Source organism: Enterococcus casseliflavus NBRC 100478 (genome assembly GCF_001544095.1).
Taxonomy (GTDB): domain Bacteria; phylum Bacillota; class Bacilli; order Lactobacillales; family Enterococcaceae; genus Enterococcus_D; species Enterococcus_D casseliflavus.
In genome coordinates, this window is record NZ_BCPT01000017.1 from 1 (window position 1) to 18575 (window position 18575).

General features: G+C 44.0%; 12 protein-coding genes, 1 other RNA gene and 3 pseudogenes. 2 read left to right on the plus strand and 14 right to left on the minus strand.

Annotation, left to right across the window (positions count from 1 at the left end; genetic code table 11):
- Positions 1-27: 27 nt before the first annotated feature.
- The 10 genes from ECA1_RS13325 to ECA1_RS13370 form a co-directional block, all read right to left on the minus strand.
- Positions 28-669 (minus strand): TIGR01906 family membrane protein, encoded by a 642-nt coding sequence (locus ECA1_RS13325; protein WP_060792740.1) that lies wholly within the window; start codon positions 667-669, stop codon positions 28-30.
- A complete protein-coding gene (locus tag ECA1_RS13330; protein ID WP_010748835.1) occupies positions 666-1436 on the minus strand; it encodes a TIGR01457 family HAD-type hydrolase in 771 nt (256 codons plus the stop codon). Before ECA1_RS13330 ends, ECA1_RS13325 begins: the two co-directional genes overlap by 4 nt.
- Position 1437: 1 nt before the next feature.
- Entirely contained in the window at positions 1438-2058 is a 621-nt protein-coding gene (locus ECA1_RS13335; protein WP_015509029.1) for a YutD family protein, read from the minus strand.
- A 90-nt stretch (positions 2059-2148) separates the two neighbouring features.
- Complete coding sequence (locus tag ECA1_RS13340) at positions 2149-3531, minus strand: bifunctional metallophosphatase/5'-nucleotidase (protein WP_060792741.1); 1383 nt, start codon at positions 3529-3531, stop codon at positions 2149-2151.
- A 696-nt stretch (positions 3532-4227) separates the two neighbouring features.
- Positions 4228-4314, minus strand: an RNA gene (gene ffs, locus ECA1_RS13345) — signal recognition particle sRNA small type.
- Positions 4315-4343: 29 nt separating this feature from the next.
- Positions 4344-4850 (minus strand): tRNA adenosine(34) deaminase TadA, encoded by a 507-nt coding sequence (tadA, locus tag ECA1_RS13350; protein ID WP_015509027.1) that lies wholly within the window; start codon positions 4848-4850, stop codon positions 4344-4346.
- A gap of 131 nt (positions 4851-4981) precedes the next feature.
- Positions 4982-5317, minus strand: a complete 336-nt coding sequence (locus tag ECA1_RS13355; RefSeq protein WP_005227636.1) for a hypothetical protein — start codon at positions 5315-5317, stop codon at positions 4982-4984.
- 68 nt (positions 5318-5385) lie between these two features.
- On the minus strand, positions 5386-6753 hold the full coding sequence (locus tag ECA1_RS13360) for an RsmB/NOP family class I SAM-dependent RNA methyltransferase (protein WP_060792742.1): 1368 nt from the start codon (positions 6751-6753) through the stop codon (positions 5386-5388).
- Between the two features lie 138 nt (positions 6754-6891).
- Complete coding sequence (locus tag ECA1_RS13365) at positions 6892-7527, minus strand: YczE/YyaS/YitT family protein (protein WP_010748831.1); 636 nt, start codon at positions 7525-7527, stop codon at positions 6892-6894.
- 213 nt (positions 7528-7740) lie between these two features.
- Positions 7741-8544, minus strand: a complete 804-nt coding sequence (locus tag ECA1_RS13370) for a MerR family transcriptional regulator (RefSeq protein WP_081091754.1) — start codon at positions 8542-8544, stop codon at positions 7741-7743.
- Between the two features lie 106 nt (positions 8545-8650).
- Between ECA1_RS13370 and ECA1_RS13375 the strand changes: the two are divergent.
- Together ECA1_RS13375 and ECA1_RS13380 are read left to right on the plus strand one after the other, a co-directional pair.
- Positions 8651-10383, plus strand: a pseudogene (locus ECA1_RS13375) (ABC transporter ATP-binding protein).
- Positions 10376-12160, plus strand: coding sequence for an ABC transporter ATP-binding protein (locus ECA1_RS13380; RefSeq protein ID WP_060792744.1), 1785 nt, complete (start codon positions 10376-10378; stop codon positions 12158-12160). Before ECA1_RS13375 ends, ECA1_RS13380 begins: the two are co-directional and overlap by 8 nt.
- Before the next feature lie 179 nt (positions 12161-12339).
- Here ECA1_RS13380 and ECA1_RS13385 read toward each other — a convergent pair.
- The 4 genes and pseudogenes from ECA1_RS13385 to ECA1_RS13400 form a co-directional block, all read right to left on the minus strand.
- Positions 12340-13389: pseudogene (locus ECA1_RS13385) on the minus strand (LPXTG cell wall anchor domain-containing protein); the annotation flags it as partial.
- A gap of 44 nt (positions 13390-13433) precedes the next feature.
- Positions 13434-14240: pseudogene (locus ECA1_RS13390) on the minus strand (nucleotide sugar dehydrogenase); the annotation flags it as partial.
- A 49-nt stretch (positions 14241-14289) separates the two neighbouring features.
- Positions 14290-14730 carry a hypothetical protein gene (locus ECA1_RS13395; RefSeq protein WP_236596084.1) on the minus strand — a complete coding sequence of 147 codons (441 nt, stop codon included), beginning with the start codon at positions 14728-14730 and terminating at the stop codon, positions 14290-14292.
- Between the two features lie 76 nt (positions 14731-14806).
- Positions 14807-18136 carry an immunoglobulin-like domain-containing protein gene (locus tag ECA1_RS13400; RefSeq protein ID WP_060792745.1) on the minus strand — a complete coding sequence of 1110 codons (3330 nt, stop codon included), beginning with the start codon at positions 18134-18136 and terminating at the stop codon, positions 14807-14809.
- Positions 18137-18575 lie beyond the last annotated feature (439 nt).

Genomic DNA, 18575 nt, shown 5'->3' on the forward strand with positions numbered 1-18575 from the left:
AAAGGAAGGGGATCGTTGGTCTTTTTTTCATTGCGCTGTTTTTTTCAAGCCTCGTTTGCCCCACCAATAGAAGGCAAAAAAGAAGACTTCAATCAAGACGAAAAAGAGAATAAAGCAATGCATGAAAAACGTTTCTGGCAGCACGTTGATGATCGGATCGGTGGCTGGATTAAACAGCCAATCGTCGTTACTGAAGAAAATCTCATGGAACGTAACGAAAAAGCGGTCAAAGCCGACAGCCATCAAAAACCCGAAAATCAGCGGCAAAATCATCCCCCATTGAAAGGGACGAATCAAGCGCCATTGCTGTTGTTTTTGCCGTAACCGATTGACGAACCAGATACTGGGCAGCAAAGTGACGATCATGACGGCATAATTTAATAGAAACAACTGTTTCACATCGTAAAAATGCCCAGCGCCAGCTTCAGACATTGGAAAATCTGGCAAGGCGAGCGTACTTGCAAAGGGATTATTTAGAAAATCTAGCAATAAGCCATAGTTCTTCAACAACTCTTCTCTTGTTAGCGAGGTATAATCCAGCAGATTCAAGTGATCGACATCAAACCAATATAACGGTCGAAAATTGATCGTTAGGGTGATCGCTAGACTGACCAAAAACAAAAACAAGCAGACAAATCCTAAGCGTTCAAGCCACACTTGTTTTTTCATTGTTCAAAATCCCACTCATCTAAAGAATCCACCACATAGGTTGGTGCTACTGGTAATGTCGGAACTGCCGCTTTCGGGGTAAAGCCAGATAATACGAGCAAAGAATCGATCCCGTTTTGGATCCCCGAGCGAATATCGGTTTCGTAATTGTCTCCCACCATCAAGACCTCTTCTTTTGATAAGCCGATGTGTGCCACCGCTTTTTCCATAATGATGGCTTCTGGTTTGCCAATAAAAATCGGTTGCGTTTGGGTGGCAGTCTCCACCATTGCGATCAGTGAACCTGCACCAGGTAATAAACCTCTTTCCGTCGGGATATTTTTGTCTGGATTGGTCCCGATAAAGGTTGCTCCTTTTTGGATCGCTAACGTTGCTAAAACAAATTTTTCATACGTCACGTGGTTGTCTAAGCCAACCACGACATAATCTGGGTTGGTTTCCTCCCACTCAAACCCAGCAGCTAAAATCAAATCGATCAACCCCGCTTCGCCGATCACAAATACTTTGCGGCCTTTGCCATGGTCTTTCATAAAATCGATTGTCGCCAAGCTTGCGGTATAGATCGTTTCTGGTGCCACATGGATTGAAAATTCATCCGCTAATCGCTGCGCCACGACTTCAGGACTGCGGGTCGTATTATTGGTCACAAATAAATAGGGCAGTCCTTTTTCTTGTAAGGATTCTACGAAGCGTTTCCCAGCAGGGATCGGCGCTTTTCCTAAATAAATCGTGCCGTCTAAATCAATCAAATAGCCTTTATATTTCATCTTATTCTTCCCTTTGTCGAATCGTAAACTCTTTTTTGCCTTTTTTCACCGTGGTTGTTTCGGTTTTTTTGACGTTCTTTTCTTTTGGTTTACGATTTTTGATCGTTGGTTTGCTTTTTTTCTGCGGTACGGTGTCACGCTTTTCTTCTATATGGGCGTTTTGTTGTGTGTTTTGATTTTGATTGTTTTGGGTTGGCTTTTTCTTGCGTCGGCGGGAGGTACTTTTTTCTTTTTTGCCGCCAACTCGTTGGATCACGAAATAGGCACAACCGAAGTTGCAATACTCATACAAATAGTCTTCCAGCATGTCGATACGCTGATCGGGTAATGCTTTGCGGTTATCTTTTTCAAAAAAGCCCTTCAAACGCAGCTGCTCATAACCCCAATCGCCTACGATATAATCATAACGTGCCAACACTTCACTGTAACGCTCGCCAAGCTTTTCTGGATTGAAGCCTTCACGATAATCCATGACCAATTTGTATTGTCGATTGCCAATCATTAATTCTTCATCATTTAACAAAGTCACCAACTCGCCTTTTTGCGGTTGTTTCGCTGGTTCTTCAATAATTTCTTCTAGTACAGATGTCATTTCATCTGTGATCGTTTGTTTTTCGGTCATTTTTTCACCACCTGTTGTTTATTATACCTTGTTTTATTCCCCAATGATAGTCGAGGTTTTCTCGCAAAATCCAGCTGGAGGAGTGACGAACTACTGGATGGGGTATTTCTGACTCAGGTAATCACCGACCACTGTGCGAATAAAGTCTGGAAAAAGAAACTCAACGGTTCCAGCAATCTCGATCGTCGGGAAAAACGGAATAAACAAGTAGTGATCCACAAGGGTCACCGTGTAGCTTTGAGCAGGATCGACGGGCTCTTGTTTCCACAATACTTGGTGGTTTTTTTCATCAAAGCGGATGCCTTCATAAACCAGTTCGCCAAAAATCTTCCCTCGAAAACCCATTCCCATAATTGGGAAATTGCGCAAAAAGTTGCGATTTTTTTCCATCTCTAAGACCAATCGAATGACATCCGCGCCTTGCAGCGTCACCCGTATCAAATGCATCGGATGGGGTAAAATCGTGTGCAGCTGATCTTGATCGACCCGCCCTTGTGGCAAATCATCTAAGAATAGCCCCGTATTTAAGATGGCGGCATCCGTCTGTCCTTTGGCACATAATGCCAAAAGCGCCTCCCGAACCAAAGAATGTTCACTTTGCCAATCCCTCGTAAACGCTGCTGGAATTTCTGCCACCTGATTTGCCCGCAGCAAGCGATGGCCGATCGATAGATATTCGGCGATCTCTTCCTCATCTTGCGGAAAAGCCACCAACGAATCCGTCGGAATCACACGGGCGCGATGCTTGATCGGGCGGTGGTGATCATCTAAGACCACTTCGACTTCGCCAATGTTAAAACCAAACTTGCCAGCTGCACCAATTTGAACCCCATTGATGACTTCGCCCTTTTCAAACAAATGGTGCGTGTGGGAACCTAATATAACATCTAGTTCTGGAAAGTCCCTCGCAATCTGGCGATCAGCATTGATACCTAGATGGCTCATCAAGACCAGCAGATCGACTTCGGGGCGCAAATGCTGAACCAATGAAGGCAAAATCTCCAAAGGTTCGCGAATGTCCCAGCCGTTTGGGGCATATGTCAGCGGAAACGGTGCTGTAAAAGCGATCAGGCCGATTTTGGCGCCTTGATTGCTTTCCATGATTTTGTATTCTTGTGCCCACTTCGGCGGACGTAAATCCTGTTTATCAAATAAATTGCCTAAAATGACAGGAAATTCTGCTTGGTCATATAAATGCTGCAAGACCTCTTTGGGATTGCCGACCCCTTCATTGTTCCCAATCGTCACCGCATCGTAATGTCCTTGATTCATCAAATCGACATTCGCCTTGCCGTCAGTTGCTTCTGTCAAAGGATGCCAGCGATCGACAAAGTCGCCTAAGTCGACTGCGATCACTGTCTCTTCGGTCGTATCCGCTTCTCGTTTTCTTTGATCCAAATAACGCCGCATCTTCGGCCAATGTTCTAGGTGGGAATGCAGATCGTTGGTATGGATAATCGTAATTTTTTCCATTGTGCGCCTCTTTTCAAATACGTCGCCTGAAATCACTATCCATTTCTATTGGCATCAAGGGTTGCCAGTAGAAAGACGACGGAAGTCTCTACAAAATAAGCATAGCATAAAATCTCTGGGAAACCATTGGAATGCTTGGAAAAGAATGGTGACTTTTTGTAAAAAAGAACCAGCTGCAGTGACAGTTGTCCAAAAGAAAAAATCACTTTTCTGACTGTAAAAAGGAAAGTGATTTTTTTCTGGTTATTTTGGGGAAGTTCTATCGATAACACGGCGGCAATTCGTTGAAGCGAAAACAAAGAGTTCTTGAAACGACGATTCTATCGAATATCGAGAGCAGGTATCCATGTTTCAGTTCGTCAGAACTAATGATTCTTTGAGAACACCAAAACAGATATTCTCTATCATCATTCACCACTATGATACGTACCATTACTAATTTTTGAGAGTATAAAAATCGCCAACGCAAAAGTTATCAGAGTAAGGTTCTAAACAGGAATAAAGCCTTTGTATCAAAAATGCAACTTAACCCTATGAGAGCTGCTATCGATTGCCTAGATTTAAAGCAGAATACAATTAGAACAGTCCTTGGTGTCACAAAGAATTTCAAAAATAAAAAAACCTAAGACAGTCTGTCTCAGGTTTGAATGATCATCGATTCAATTAGTACTACTGCTTTCTTCAATAGCAGGCAGTTTATCAATCAGACACATGGAGAATCCTGCTTAGTGCTGCTTCCTTCCGGATCTGACACGCTTCACAAGACCTCCATTGTCCTAGCCTTTCGGCAAAACTTAGTATAACGTATTTCGTTAGAGATTGCCAGCCTTTTTTTGTTTTTTCTTTTCTCGTAATGCTCGGAAAAAATCTGTTAGCAGCTGGCCGCATGCTTCTTCTAAAATGCCGCCTTCCACATAGGACCAATGGTTGAAGCGCTCATCTTCCAATAAATTCATCAATGTACCAGCAGTGCCGCCTTTGGGATCGTAGGCACCAAAATACACTTCTTCCACCCGTGCCAATAACATCGCCCCACTACACATCGGGCATGGTTCCAAGGTCACAAACAGCTGCGCTTGTTCTAAGCGCCAACTTCCGACAGTGCGACAGGCTTCTTCGATCGCAAACATCTCCGCATGCGCTGCGGCTTGCTGCTGCGTTTCTCGTAGATTGTGTCCACGACCAATGATTTTACCATCCAAGACGACGACAGCACCGATCGGTACTTCTGCCAACCCTTCTGCTTTTCGGGCTTCTTTGATTGCTTCTTCCATAAAGAAGGCTTTTTCCTCGGCAGTCAAGGTACTTGTTTTTTCCACGACTTCACTTTCACTCCTCTACCTCGCACCATTTCGTGCATTTCCTTGTTAGTATAACGAAAAACGCTTAGAAAGACGAGAAAAACTCGCAAAGACCGATGTCCCTGCGAGTTTCAAATGGAATGATTGACTTAAAAGACGGAATCAACAAAGCTCGTCAACTTGTCTTTGACATGTTCTGTCGAATCTTTGATATTGTCTCCGTAAACAGAGATTTTGTTGCGGCCTTCATTGACTTTTTTCATCACACCTAACAACGAATCCAATTCATTGTCAGACAAGCCGTCTACGACATCCAGCAATTTTTCATTGCCGTTGAATTTGTCATCGACAAATTTCTTTACTTTGTGTCGGTTGCAAGCGAAGCGTACTTTATTGAATACTTTGTCTGATACAACGACGGCAGTAGTGATCCCAGCGATCGCTGCAATGCTTAATCCAATCGTTACTTTTGATGATGTTTTCATATCGATCAGCTCCCTTATTTTGCTACTTCCATCATAGCACGAGGACTGAAATAAAAACACTATTTCGTTTAAATCGCTTTGAATCTTAATCCTTTAGGAAAGAAGTTTTTTACGGTTCCTTGGACTTGTTTTCCAAAACCGACTGGGATCTCATCGACTGTCAAAATCACCCATCCAGCATTTCCTGGCACGCTCAAGGTTTCACCTGCCACATACTGCTGCCATTGCGGCAAAGTGATCGGCACTGTCGGTGCCCCTTCTTCTGCATGGATCGCCAATGCCAACGCATAACTTGGCTCGATCCGATTCTTCTTAACGACGCCGACGTGCAAACCTGGGCGCATAAACTTGATCCCTTTTAAAGAAGGCATTTCTTCAGGAACGAGCCAGAGGTTTTCTCCTAGCAGCTGTGGCGTCGCATTCAGTGCCTGTAAAAACGGAAACTCCTTGCGAAAGGCTTGCCACAACTTTTGAGTCGCTGCATCCAATGGACTCTTGGCTGTCGCTCCTTTGCCTTTTTTCTTCTTTTTCACTGGCGCTGCTTCTGCTAGCGAGGTCAATTTCGCAGCGAAATGACCTTCTCCTTGGTTTAAATGCGGCCATAAGCGGATGGTTTTCTCAATCCCAGGTGCAGCTCCCCACTCGCTGCGCCCATGAGATACATTGTCCAAGTCGATCGCTTCGATCGTGAAGGGATACTCCTCCATTAACCAAGCCATTATCGCTTCGTTTTCTTCTGGGGCAAAGGTACAGGTGGAATAGATCAGCTGGCCCCCCGGTTTTAGCATCGCAACGGCTTGTGCCAAAATGTCTTTTTGCCTGATCGCACACTGATCAGGTGTATCTGCTTGCCATTCTTCTAATGCGACGGGATCTTTACGAAACATTCCTTCACCAGAACATGGGGCGTCCACTACGATCTTGTCAAAAAACTGAGGAAAATGGCGGCTCAATTCTTGTGGAGCCTGATTGGTGACGACTACATTCGGAAAGCCCCAACGCTCCACATTTTCTGATAGGATTTTGGCACGCTTCGGGAAAATCTCATTTGCTACAAGCAGCCCTTTTCCTTGTAATTGGCTTGCCAGCTGCGTTGTTTTGCCCCCTGGCGCCGCACATAAATCTAAGATCCGCTCCCCTGGTTGAGCGGCTGCGATCGTTGCTACGATCATCGCACTAGGTTCTTGGCTGTAGACATAGCCAGCTTGATGGAGCAGCGAACGGCCTTTGACTTCGCCAATATAAGCAGCTTCTGCATAGGGGGCAGGTACAGCGGCTGGTCCATATTTTGCCAGCATCGCTTGTGCGTGCGGCTTAGCAACATTCAAGCGAAAGCCTTTGACTGGCTGATTATCGGTCAAAGCGGTAAAAAAAGCTGGTGCTTCTTCTCCTAACAACCGTTGGTATTTTTCAATAAATGGTGTTGGTAATTGCATACTTACCCCTCCTCGGCTTTTTTATTCTAGCGACTGAGAAGCAATTATGCAAGAATTCCTTGATCAAATGGCAAAAAAACTGCAGCTGAGTGAAGTGGGCGACTAAATCGCTTCGACTTCTCTTTGCTGCAGACCTTTTTATTTAAAAATCGCTTTTTTGACACTGCTTTCGATGAATGGCTGAGAGACACGGTTGTCCCAGAATTTGATCAGTGGGCCCACTAAAAAGGCACTGATGAAGGTTCCGATCCCAATAGGCCCGCCTGTGAAGAGGCCAATCAAGGCAAAGGCAACGTCTTGAATCACCCGCACCACTCGATAGTTGGCTTTCGTCTGATCGACGATGGTTGGGGCGATCGCGTCATAGGGGGCGCTGCCCAAATTCGCTGACATATAAAACGAAGCACCGAAGGTAAAGAAGATAATCCCGATCAACAAGAACAAGCCTTGCTGCCACCAGTTATTTGGACCGACGGATAACCAATCAAAAACGTTGGTATAAAAGTCGATGAAAAATCCTGTCAGCACCATATTGATGACCGTCCCGATACCGATATGGCGACGGCCAAAGATAAAAATCAATACTAGGACAGCGATATTGATCATCAATTGATAGACCCCAAGGGATAACCCTAGCAGCTCACCGACACCGATATTGGCTGCTGTGTATGGGTCTAGCCCTACTCCGCCGACCCGCAGCAATGCCGCCCCGAATCCTAAAATGGCGACACCAATCAACGCATAAAGCGAGCGTAATCCTGTTTCTTTTTTCATTAAAATTTCCCCTTTTTTCTCATCTGTTCTTTCAAGTATAACGAGAAAAAAGGAAAATGGGAATTTCAACGCTTCACTGGGCTCTTTGTAGGGATACGATCTGGCTTCGTCCATCTCCTTTGCTTCTATTTTGCTTCCATTGAAAAGCCCGCAACAACCATTGCGATTGCGTATCTTGATTTTCGGTTCCTACAGATACGCGTGCCTCGTCCATTACTCGGGCTTCACTGGAACCATCACTTCAAATATCTGCAATTCTTTTTGGGCGGTAAAGACTTCATCTTGCCATAACAATTCCCAAACATCACCATCGATCTTCAACTGATTCTCTTTTAGAAAGGCTTGGATGCGATGGGTAAAAGCAGCGATTTGTTCCTCTCCCTCACTGACAAAGCCAGACACATACGTGCCAGTAGGACGCGTGATGATCAGCTTTTCAGGATAGAGATGCAGCCGATCTTGGGGAATCAAGATCAGTGCCCGATAAGGCGATGCGTGAAAGGTCTGATCCTCCAATGTCGTTCCAGCACTTAAAAAGCCGATGGGGTAGCCACTGAAGGCATCTTTATAATCCACTAGCGGATAAAAACGGGCGTACACTTGATAAGCAGATTCCGGATCATCGCCAGCGATCTCTTCGGAAACGATAAACGCCTCTGCTTCGTGGTGCGCTATCGTAAAGGTCTCAAAATCGGCTTTCTGTACTTTTTCATAGCGCTGGATGTAGCGATCGAAGGTTCGTTCCAATTCTTGCAGCGCAGCGGTTTTGGTACGAACTTCTCCTCGCCGTTCCACAAGTTCCTTTTGCGTGTATTCAGGGTTGCGGTTTTTCAAAAATTGTCGAATGTCTTGCAAGGGCATGTCTAAAGAACGCAAGAGCAAAATCACGTCTAACTCAAGGCATTGTTCAAAGCCGTAGTAGCGATAGCCGTTTTCACCAATCGAATGCGGTTTGAATAAATCGATCTGATCGTAATAAATCAATGTGCGCCGACTCACGCCAGCATAAGCGGACATCTCACTGATGGTCAATTGTTTTTTCAAAAAAATTTCACTCCTTGCTTGACTGTAACGTAACGTTACAGTTTATTCTACCATAGAACGACATTTTTGGAGGGAAATCATGAAACAATTACAGTTATTTTATAAAGAAGAACGACGCTTCTTTTTCAGTTTATTTCTTTTGATGCTGGTCCAATCCTTCGGCACACTCCTGTTGCCGTATTTTTTGGCAAAAATCATTGACGAAGGGATCTTGAAAGTCGACACGACAGCCATTTGGCACAATGGCTGGTGGATGTTTGCCATTGCCATCGGCACCGTGATCGTCTCTGTAGGCGGTAGTTATTTATCTGCCCACCTTTCAGGAAAATTCGGGCATTTTTTGCGGATGCGCCTTTTCAAAAAAACACAAGAACTCTCTGTATCCGCTGTTGATGGCTATGGTACGCCACTTTGCTGGCACGTACCACCAGCGACATCAACAACATCCAACAAATTTTGATGATGGCGCTGCAAATGATTTTGCCAGCCCCAATGATCGTCGCTGCTTCAATTTTTCTAACCGGCACCGTCTCTTTACGGATGATTTGTGTCCCAATCGTAGCGATCCTATGTTTTTCAATGATCGCTTATGGAGTGATTCGCAAAGCGATCCCATTATCACAAATCACGCAAAAACTAGTCGATAAAATGATGCGGATCTTACGAGAAACCTTTACTGGCGCTCGGGTGATTCGAGCATTCGACAAAGCTGCTTACGAAAAAGAACGGACAGATCAAACACTGACGGAATATGCGAAAACCATGATCCAAGTCAATCGCCTCTTTGCTGTCTTGAATCCGACCGTCAATTTAGTAATGGGACTTTCGATTTCGACTATCCTTGTCTACGGCGGCTATCAAAGTCTGCAGGGCCACCTTGCTATTGGTAGTATTACTGCCATCATCGAATACACGATCCTGAGTCTCTGGTTTTTGACTATGGCAGCGATGGTGATCGTGATGGTGCCTAAAGGCTTGACTTCCTTGCAACGGATCACAGAAGTTTTGGAAGAACCAATTGATTTGATCGACGGTGACCAAACCTTAAACAAGACTGCCGTGTCAGAAACGATCGCAGCTTTCAATCACGTGCAGTTTACGTATGAAGGCGCCGAAGAACCTGTCTTAGAAGATATCAGCTTTGAGATCCACCGAGGCAAAACGACAGCGATCGTTGGCGGAACTGGCTCTGGAAAAAGCACCATCGCCAAAGCGCTGTTGCGTTTCAAAGATGTGACTGCTGGTTCGATCACGCTTTTTGGCCGCAACATCAAAGAGATCTCACAAGCCGAATTACGGGACCAAATTAGTTATGTCCCGCAAAAAGCGCTCTTGCTTAGCGGCACGATTCAAGAAACCTTGCGTTTCGGCAATCGTCCAGCAACCCATGAGGCGATGGCAAAAGCCGCTGAAGTTGCTCAAGCCAAGTCATTTATTGAAGGCTTGCCTGAAGGTTATGAAAGTCCGGTTGCACAAAAAGGCAGCAATTTCTCTGGCGGTCAAAAGCAACGACTGAGTATTGCCCGAGCGCTGACAAAGCCAGCAGAAATCTACTTCTTTGACGACAGTTTTTCTGCTTTGGATTATCAAACAGACGCCAATTTGCGGCGTGCATTGAAAGAATACACGAAAGATGCCGCCGTCATTATCGTGGCTCAGCGGGTATCGACCGTCAAAAATGCCGATCAAATCATTGTCTTGGATAACGGCAAAATGGTCGGTAAAGGAACCCACGAAGAATTATTACGCAATTGCCAAACTTATCAAGAGTTTGCCTCATCTCAAGGAATGGGAGGAATGAAGGATGAGTAAACAAACAATGGATACACCAAAAAACATGAAAAATACAAGCCGACGCTTGCTGCGTTTGCTGATGGAACAAAAAGCCCGCTTTCTACTGATTATCGCTTCCGCCTTGTTCTTTTCCTTACTAATGTCCATCGCCCCTTTGATCTTGGGGCGTGGACTGGATAATCTGATTGCCTTGTTTCAACAAGAAGGCTGGCAGATCAATGATTTTTGGCAAAGTATTTTAGGTCCAGTCGTCCTTTTAGCGGGAACTTGGCTTTTGATCAGTCTCTTTTCCTTGCTGCAAGAGTATACAATGGCCAGTGTCAGTGAAACCCTGACCTTGACTTTACGCAAACAAATCAGTGACAAATTCAATCGCCTGCCTATCAGTTTTTACGACAAACATCATACTGGCGATATTTTAAGCCGAGTGATTCTCGATTTAGATAAAGTATCCGAGGTCTTACAAGTCGGTTTGATGCAGCTGATCACCGCAACCATCAGCATTACCTTCGGCTTGATCGCCATGCTTTATCTCAGCCCATTACTGACGATCGGCGTGGTCCTGATTTTGCTTTTGAGTGCTTTTGTGACTACCGTTCTCGCACGAAAAAACTTGAGCTACTTTACCAAAAACCAAGAAACATTAGGTGCAGTCAGCAGTCGTGCGGAAGAGTTTTATACCGCAAATCCGCTGATCAAATCCTACAACCAACAAGTTGCCGTTGAAGCGGAAATGGCGGAATTGAGTGAAGCCCAATTTAAAGCCTTTCGGAAAGCACAGTTCGTCAGTGCAGCTATCAATCCATTCGTGCGCTTTATCAATCAAATCGGCTTTATCTTAAGCGCCGTCGTTGGTGGTCTAATGGTGTTGCAAGGGCAATTATCCATTGGTCTCGTACAAGCCTATCTGCAATACATCAACCAAGTGTCTGAACCGATCACGCAAGCCTCTTATATTATGAACACCTTGCAAAGTGCCTTAGCATCTCTCGAACGAATTTTTGAGATCCTTGATTATCCTGAAGAAGAAACTGCGACCCAACAACTGCCAGTTCCACAAACCATCAAAGGAAAAATCGATTTTCAACACGTCTCCTTTGGCTACAGCAAGGAAAAACTCTTGATGGAAAACGTCGAATTTTCCGTCAAACCAAAACAAACGGTCGCGATCGTTGGACCAACAGGTGCCGGAAAAACCACCATGATCAATCTTTTGATGCGCTTTTATCCATTGAATGGTGGGAAGATCTTGCTGGACGATCAAGACATGATGTCCTTTTCGGCACCAGCAGTACGAAAAAAATTCGGTATGGTGCTGCAAGATACGTGGCTATTCCAAGGAACCATCGCTGAAAATATCGCTTATGGCAATCCCGATGCCACTCGAGAAGACATCTTGGCTGCCGCCAAAGCCGCCCAATGCGACCACTTCGTGCGGACACTGCCCAACGGTTACGATACCGTCATTGGTTCCGAAAGCGAACTGTCACAAGGACAACAACAATTATTGACGATCGCTCGGGCGATTTTAGCAGACCCAACGATTCTGATCCTCGATGAAGCCACCTCCAGTGTCGACACGCGGACGGAACAAATGATCCAAACGGCGATGGATCGTTTGACCCAAGGACGAACCAGCTTTATCATCGCCCATCGTCTTTCTACCATCAAAAACGCTGACTTGATCTTAGTGATGAAAGACGGCTCCGTCGTCGAAAAAGACTCCCATATAGAATTATTGGCACAAGATTCCCTTTACGCCCAACTATATAACAGCCAGTTTGCAACAGCTTGATGAAAAAAGACAACGTGATTCTTTAAAAGAATTATCGTTGTCTTTTTTCTGAACTTGGATAAATTTTGTAGGAAGAGTTTTATTTTCTAATCATCAAACGATGATCCATACCTGTATATCATAAACCGATTAAGAAGTCATCTGATTGCCGATAAAGAACTAGTATTGATAAAACGCTGTTACTTTCTCTTTCTAACGAATACGCCAATCGTTGTTGCAACAATCATCACTCCCAAACCGACTAACCAGTCGGCGGTTTGTTCATTCGTTTTGGGTAGTTGTTTTTCTTTCGACGGTAACGTACTGTTCTCGGTAGAATTTGGTTTAGTATTATTTTGCGTCATTGTACTTGATTCTTTTGTGTTTGACTCTATCATGCTTGATTCCGTCGTACTTGGTTCTGTGGTACTTGGCTCCGTCGTACTTGGTTCTGTTGTACTTGGTTCTGTTGTACTTGATTCCGACGTACTTGACTCCGTCGTACTTGGTTCCATCGTGCTTGGTTCTGTGGTGCTTGGTTCTGTGGTGCTTGGTTCCGTCGTGCTTGATTCTGTGGTAATTGATTCCGACGTACTTGGTTCCGTTGTACTTGGCTCCGTTGTACTTGGCTCCGTGGTACTTGGTTCCGTCGTGCTTGGTTCTGTGGTACTTGGCTCCGTGGTACTTGGTTCCGTGGTACTTGGTTCCGTGGTACTTGGTTCCGTGGTACTTGGTTCTGTGGTGCTTGGTTCTGTGGTACTTGGCTCCGTCGTGCTTGGTTCTGTGGTACTTGGTTCTGTGGTACTCGGCTCCGTCGTGCTTGGTTCCGTCGTACTTGGTTCCGTCGTGCTTGGCTCCGTTGTACTTGGTTCCGTCGTGCTTGGTTCTGTGGTACTTGGTTCCGTCGTGCTTGGTTCGGTTTCTTTTTTTGTATTGGTGATTACAAGGGTATCTCCCTCAGTCGTCACACTGCTTTCGAAGCCGTCGGGGACATTGACTTCCTCAACCCAATACACGAAGTCTTCCCCTTGATTGTTGTATTTTGGTAAATCTGCCATTTGACCAGCAACGGGTACCTTTGTAAATGATGCTTGAAAATCATTGGCTTTTTCAAGGGTCAAACGGTCTGACTGCTGCCAACTGTCTGCTGCCGTAGTAGTGGTTCTTTTGACTTGATAATCGATTTGATCGGGAATCTCAGCTGCTGAAACATTGACCCACTTTTTAAGAACCGCAAGGGAAACACTGTATTGATCATCCGCCCCAACTGGATCAGCTTCGCGTCTTCAGGTGCTGCCGCCACCACAAAATATGGATCAACCGCTAAGCAATGGCCGCCGACACCAGGTCCTGGTTGATGGATATTGACCCGTGGATGCTGATTGGCTAACGCAATCACTTGGAGTGCATCAATGTTTAGGCGATCCCCAATTTGGACCAATTCATTGGCTAGTGCAATGTTCAAGTCCCGATAGGTGTTTTCCATCAATTTCGATAGCTCAGCGATACTTGCAGAAGTTTCCAGCACGTTTCCTTTGACAAAGGTCTGATAAATGCGTTTGCCTTGTTGGGTACAAGCGCTCGTCATGCCACCAATGATTCGGTTGTTCATCACCAGCTCTTCAAAGATTTTTCCTGGCAAAACACGCTCTGGGCAATGCAACAAATAGAGATCTTCTCCAATGGTATAGCCTGCTTTTTCAAAAAATGGTCCAACGATGTCTTCCATCGTGCGGGGTTGAATGGTCGATTCGACAATGACTGTGTTGCCTTTTTCAAGATAAGGTAAGATGGCAGCCATCGCCGCTTTCACGTAGGACAAGTCGCAACTACCAAATTGATCGGCGATATTTGGCGTTGGTACGGCAATGATAAAGGCATCCGCTTTTTCTGGTACCAACTGTGCGTGGAAGGTCTTTTTCGCTAAAGCTTGTGTTAGATAACGATCAATGTCGGGTTCTTCGATAGGTGCCTGACCTGCTTGAAGTGATTGAACAACTGTTTCTGACACATCTACCCCAACGACTTCAATCCCATGGTTTGCAAAAGTAAGTGCTGTGGGCAGCCCGATATACCCCAATCCAATAACGTTTATTTTCATTCGCTCTTAACATCCCATTCTGCTAATTTTTCTTCACCAGGTTTATAAATCAGTTTTTTCGCACTTGTCCCTCTTCTAAAGCAAAGGAAACTTGTCCTGTGATGGTTTCACCTACAGCGATCTCATTGCCAAACATCGCCATGGTATGGTCAAGTTCAAGAAGTTCTCCCTCTTCAGTTTCTAAAAGAAAATCAATCGAACCTAATCCTGCGGCAACTGAGCCCATGTTTTCTGCTGTGATGGTAAATGTATGTAAAACTTGTTCCCCATCTTCTGTTTTCTTTTGATTGATTTCTTGTTTGTCGATGATGATCTTTAATCCACCAATGATCGATTGCGGCTCGGCATTGCTTTGGTCCGTGATTTGTTCAATTGGTTCGCTGCCTTGGGTAGTATCCGTCTTTGCTGGGTCATCCGTCGAGCAGGCCGCTAGAAAACTCCCCATGAGGGCAAGACTAAAGAGGGTAACGATTTTTTTCTTCATGTTCATTTGCTTTCTCTCTTTCTATCAATGAAGAGACCCTTGCAACAGGCAAGGCACAAGGGTCTCTCGTAGATTCTGTTTCTTATTCTGTGATCGAAACGGTTGCTTGTGCGATCTCTTGGGTACTTAAGTCAGCAAAGCGATGCAATGCATAGATCGTCATCTGGCTGTCTTTCGTCACGCTGTTGGCTTGTTCTTGGTTCAAGTAGGCGGTAAAGGTCCCATCCGCAAAACCGCTCACCCAGAGGATCATGCCATCAATTTCTAGTCGACCAAAGTTGATGTCCTCGCCTGTATAGGTCCCCGTAACGATTCGATCCCCCAGCTTGTATGGGTTTGGTGTAATCGTGCCAATAAATTCTTTATCGATAGTGACGACACTGCGGTCCAATTCGTTGTCTATCGGAAGGCCATTAATCATCTCGCGATGGTAAGCAACCAATTCGACTGTTTTTGCATCACGAATCAAGTCGCGGGTCGTTTGATTGACAAAGTAAGTAAAGGTTTGGTTTGCCGCGTTAAAGGTACCACCCCATGAAATCGAACGCCCATCAACGATCAAGTTGGCGAAATTCACATTACCCGTAAAGGTTCCCGTAATTTCACTATCTGTCACTTTGAAGGCTGCTGGTTGAATCGAGCCAGCTGCTTTGGCGATTTCAACTGGCTGCAACACTAGCTTATGATCAATCGTTTGTCCATCAACTGTTTCACGATGGTAGGTTTGCAACTCAACTTTTGCTGCTGTTCTGATCTGTTCTCTAAATTGTGCGTGAACAAAGAAGTCAAAGCGGCCAGTCTCTTTATTAAATGTGCCACCCCAGTTCCCTACAGACTGTCCATCAATCACCAAGTTGGCAAAATTGATATCGCCCGTAAAGGTTCCCGTAATCGTGGTATCAGTGTAACTGTATTTATCTGGTGTGATCGTCCCTTGAAGCTGGTCAATAACCGTTACTTCTTTGGTTTCTAACACAACGATTGCTTCCGTGTTGCCATTGATTTGGCGGTTCAACGCTTGGATCTCAACTTTATCCCCCGCTTTGATTCCAAGATTCGCTACATAAAACGAGAAGGTGCCATCGGCATTGAAAGTACCACCCCATGCATTAGAAGGCGTGCCATCGATCACTAAACGGGCAAAGTTGACATCACCCGTAAAGGTTCCTGTAATCATTGTTTCGCCAACACGGTATTGATCTGGTGTGATCGTACCAGCCAAATCTCTAGTCAATTCAACGGTTGTCCGATCAAGTACCTTGCCAGTTTGATCCAAGGCTTCAATTTCTACGACATCATCTACAGATTGGATGCGATTGCCGATAAAGAATTCAAACGAACCCTCAGCAAAATTCCCACCACGAACGGATGATCCATTTACATACACACGGGCAGATGCAACATCACCGGTATACGTCCCTCTCAGGAATTGTTCGCCAGAAGAAACATTGTAGGTATCTGGTGTGATCGTGCCTTCGGTAATCGTTGGTACAGCAGTAACTACCGTTGACGCAATATTAGATGTCAGTTCATCTAAAGTCGCCTGCGCTTGAACAACAGTGCCTTCTTTTTGTAAAGGAATGGTCAAGCTATATTTTCCATCACTACCGATACGTCCATTGGCGATAACTAAACCTTCAACCGTTATTGCAATGGATGCATTTGGTTCACCCGTACCTTTAACTTGTGTTGTTGATGTAGTAATTTCAGAAATTGTTGTTTCTGTTAGAGTTGCTCGAATAACCGTTGTTTGGGCAGTTGATTCTAACCCATCAATTGATGCGTTGACACGAATAACAGTGCCAGTCGTCTGTTTAGCAATTTTTATCTCATAATTACCAGTAGCATCTGCCGTTCCAGAAGCAATTACTTCATTATTTACAAAAACATCAATCGCAGCATTCGGTTCTGCTTTCCCAGTAACCGTTTCGTCTTCATTGGTTACTTCATTGACTGTGGTTTGAGCAATCTCCTTTCTTTTAACAAAACTACCTCCTGCAATTTTCCCCACTCGTCCCGAGCTGAAGTTTGCTTGAAAGTCAGGGTTGTTCGAAATTAAGTTAGACGTTACTTGTCCTGTAGTAAACGTATTTAACGAAAAGACTGCTGTCAAATGACCAGAATAACTGTTTGTTGGATTATCTGTTTGCGTATTTCCAACAGCCCATGTATTCAAACCATTCAATGACTCAATAGCCACATCAGTTGGTTTCGCATATGCGCCTAAAGCTGGTCCTTTCGTATTTGTCACTAGGAAATTCGATCCTTTTTCGAAACTCATTAAATTTCCAGTCTGAATCGTTGATTCCGTTCCTTCAGAGCTTGCTTCTAGAGTAGCACCATCTTTAACTGTCAAGGAGCCGCTTAGCAGCATAATCGCTTCATGATTTGTGACTTTAGAAGTCGCACGTAATTTGGCATTCTCGTGAATAGTCATATAACCATTTGCTACGGGTGCGTAAATAGCTATATTTTGTGAAGAATCGAAGTTCGCCTCTCCCCAAATATTGATAGCAGGTACTTGAGTGACATTCATGCCAATTCCTCTTGATTGTACATTTAGAACCGCACTTTCTTCTACAGTCACGCCAGTTTTTGAACTAATTGCATTAATTGACGATGTGTTTTTGAAGTCTACATTTGCGTTTTCTTTAATGATCAATTCTCCACCTTGGAAACTCTCTTCCCGATCCGCTGTAGCATCGATCGTTCCATACAAATTGGCTGTTCCATGCGCAAGATAAATGAACTGGTGACCAGAGGATGTTACGTCACGATAATTAACTGTGACATTTTGAAATTCTGACCAAAAGAATGAGTAAATTTGTTGGTTGATAAGGTTGATATTTTCAATATTGGCTACGATTCCCGTAGCCGCTAAACCAACTGTGAAAAAATTCAAATCAAGGGTATATCCATTTCCGTAGATATTTTTGTTAGTAGTAATATTAAATGTTCTAGACAAACTAATATCATTTTCTAAATAAATATTTCGAATCAAAGAATTCTGTAAAGCAGATATGAACTCTTCTGTAGTCCGTACATGGGCATCTTGAATGTTTCTCGCTTCAATTGATTCAGTGGTTTCTTCCTCAGTACTGCTAGATGTACTGTCATTTTCTTCTGATTCAACAGCTGCTTCTTGTTCTGCGGTTTCTTCTGTTGGAATAGTTTCTGCAGCATTCTCTTCATCTTGCTCAGAGACATCTTCTTTCGTTGTATCAGTATTACTTTCTGGATCTAGAACTGGCAGACCACTTTGCCCTATAGATGACTCGCTTGTGTTTTCGATTTGCGTCTCCGGTGAAACAGCGCTCTCATCTGACGCAAAAGCGGTTATAGGTAGAGTGGATAATGTTAAATGACTAATCAACAATAAACCTGTGACTTTTTTACTAAATTTGTTATTCATAAGTAACTCCTTTTTCTCTATTCTTTCTCCTGTACTTTAAAAATTCATTTCAAGTTTCACCACTCACCCTTTCTTACTCCCTCGAAAAATATCAATCTTAGTCTTTATTGGAACAACCTATTCAAAACAAACTCACTAAATACCTAAATAAGAACTAAAATATGATGTTTTTTTGAAGAAAGTTTATTGCTTTTGACGTGGATAAATTTAACACGGTTGCTCATCGAGCAATAAATCAAGATTTGCAAACCTGTGTGAATAAATTGATTTTCATTTTCTTTTCAAATAAGGCATTTTGAAAGTTTGTGCAAAAAAAAGCGTTATAAAAAAAAGACGATTCCTTATGATTTAAAAAGGATCGTCCATTTTTGTTATTACCTGTAACCACTTGACTCAATAAGAAGGATACAAGGTTTCTTCCTACTTATTCTTAGCATTG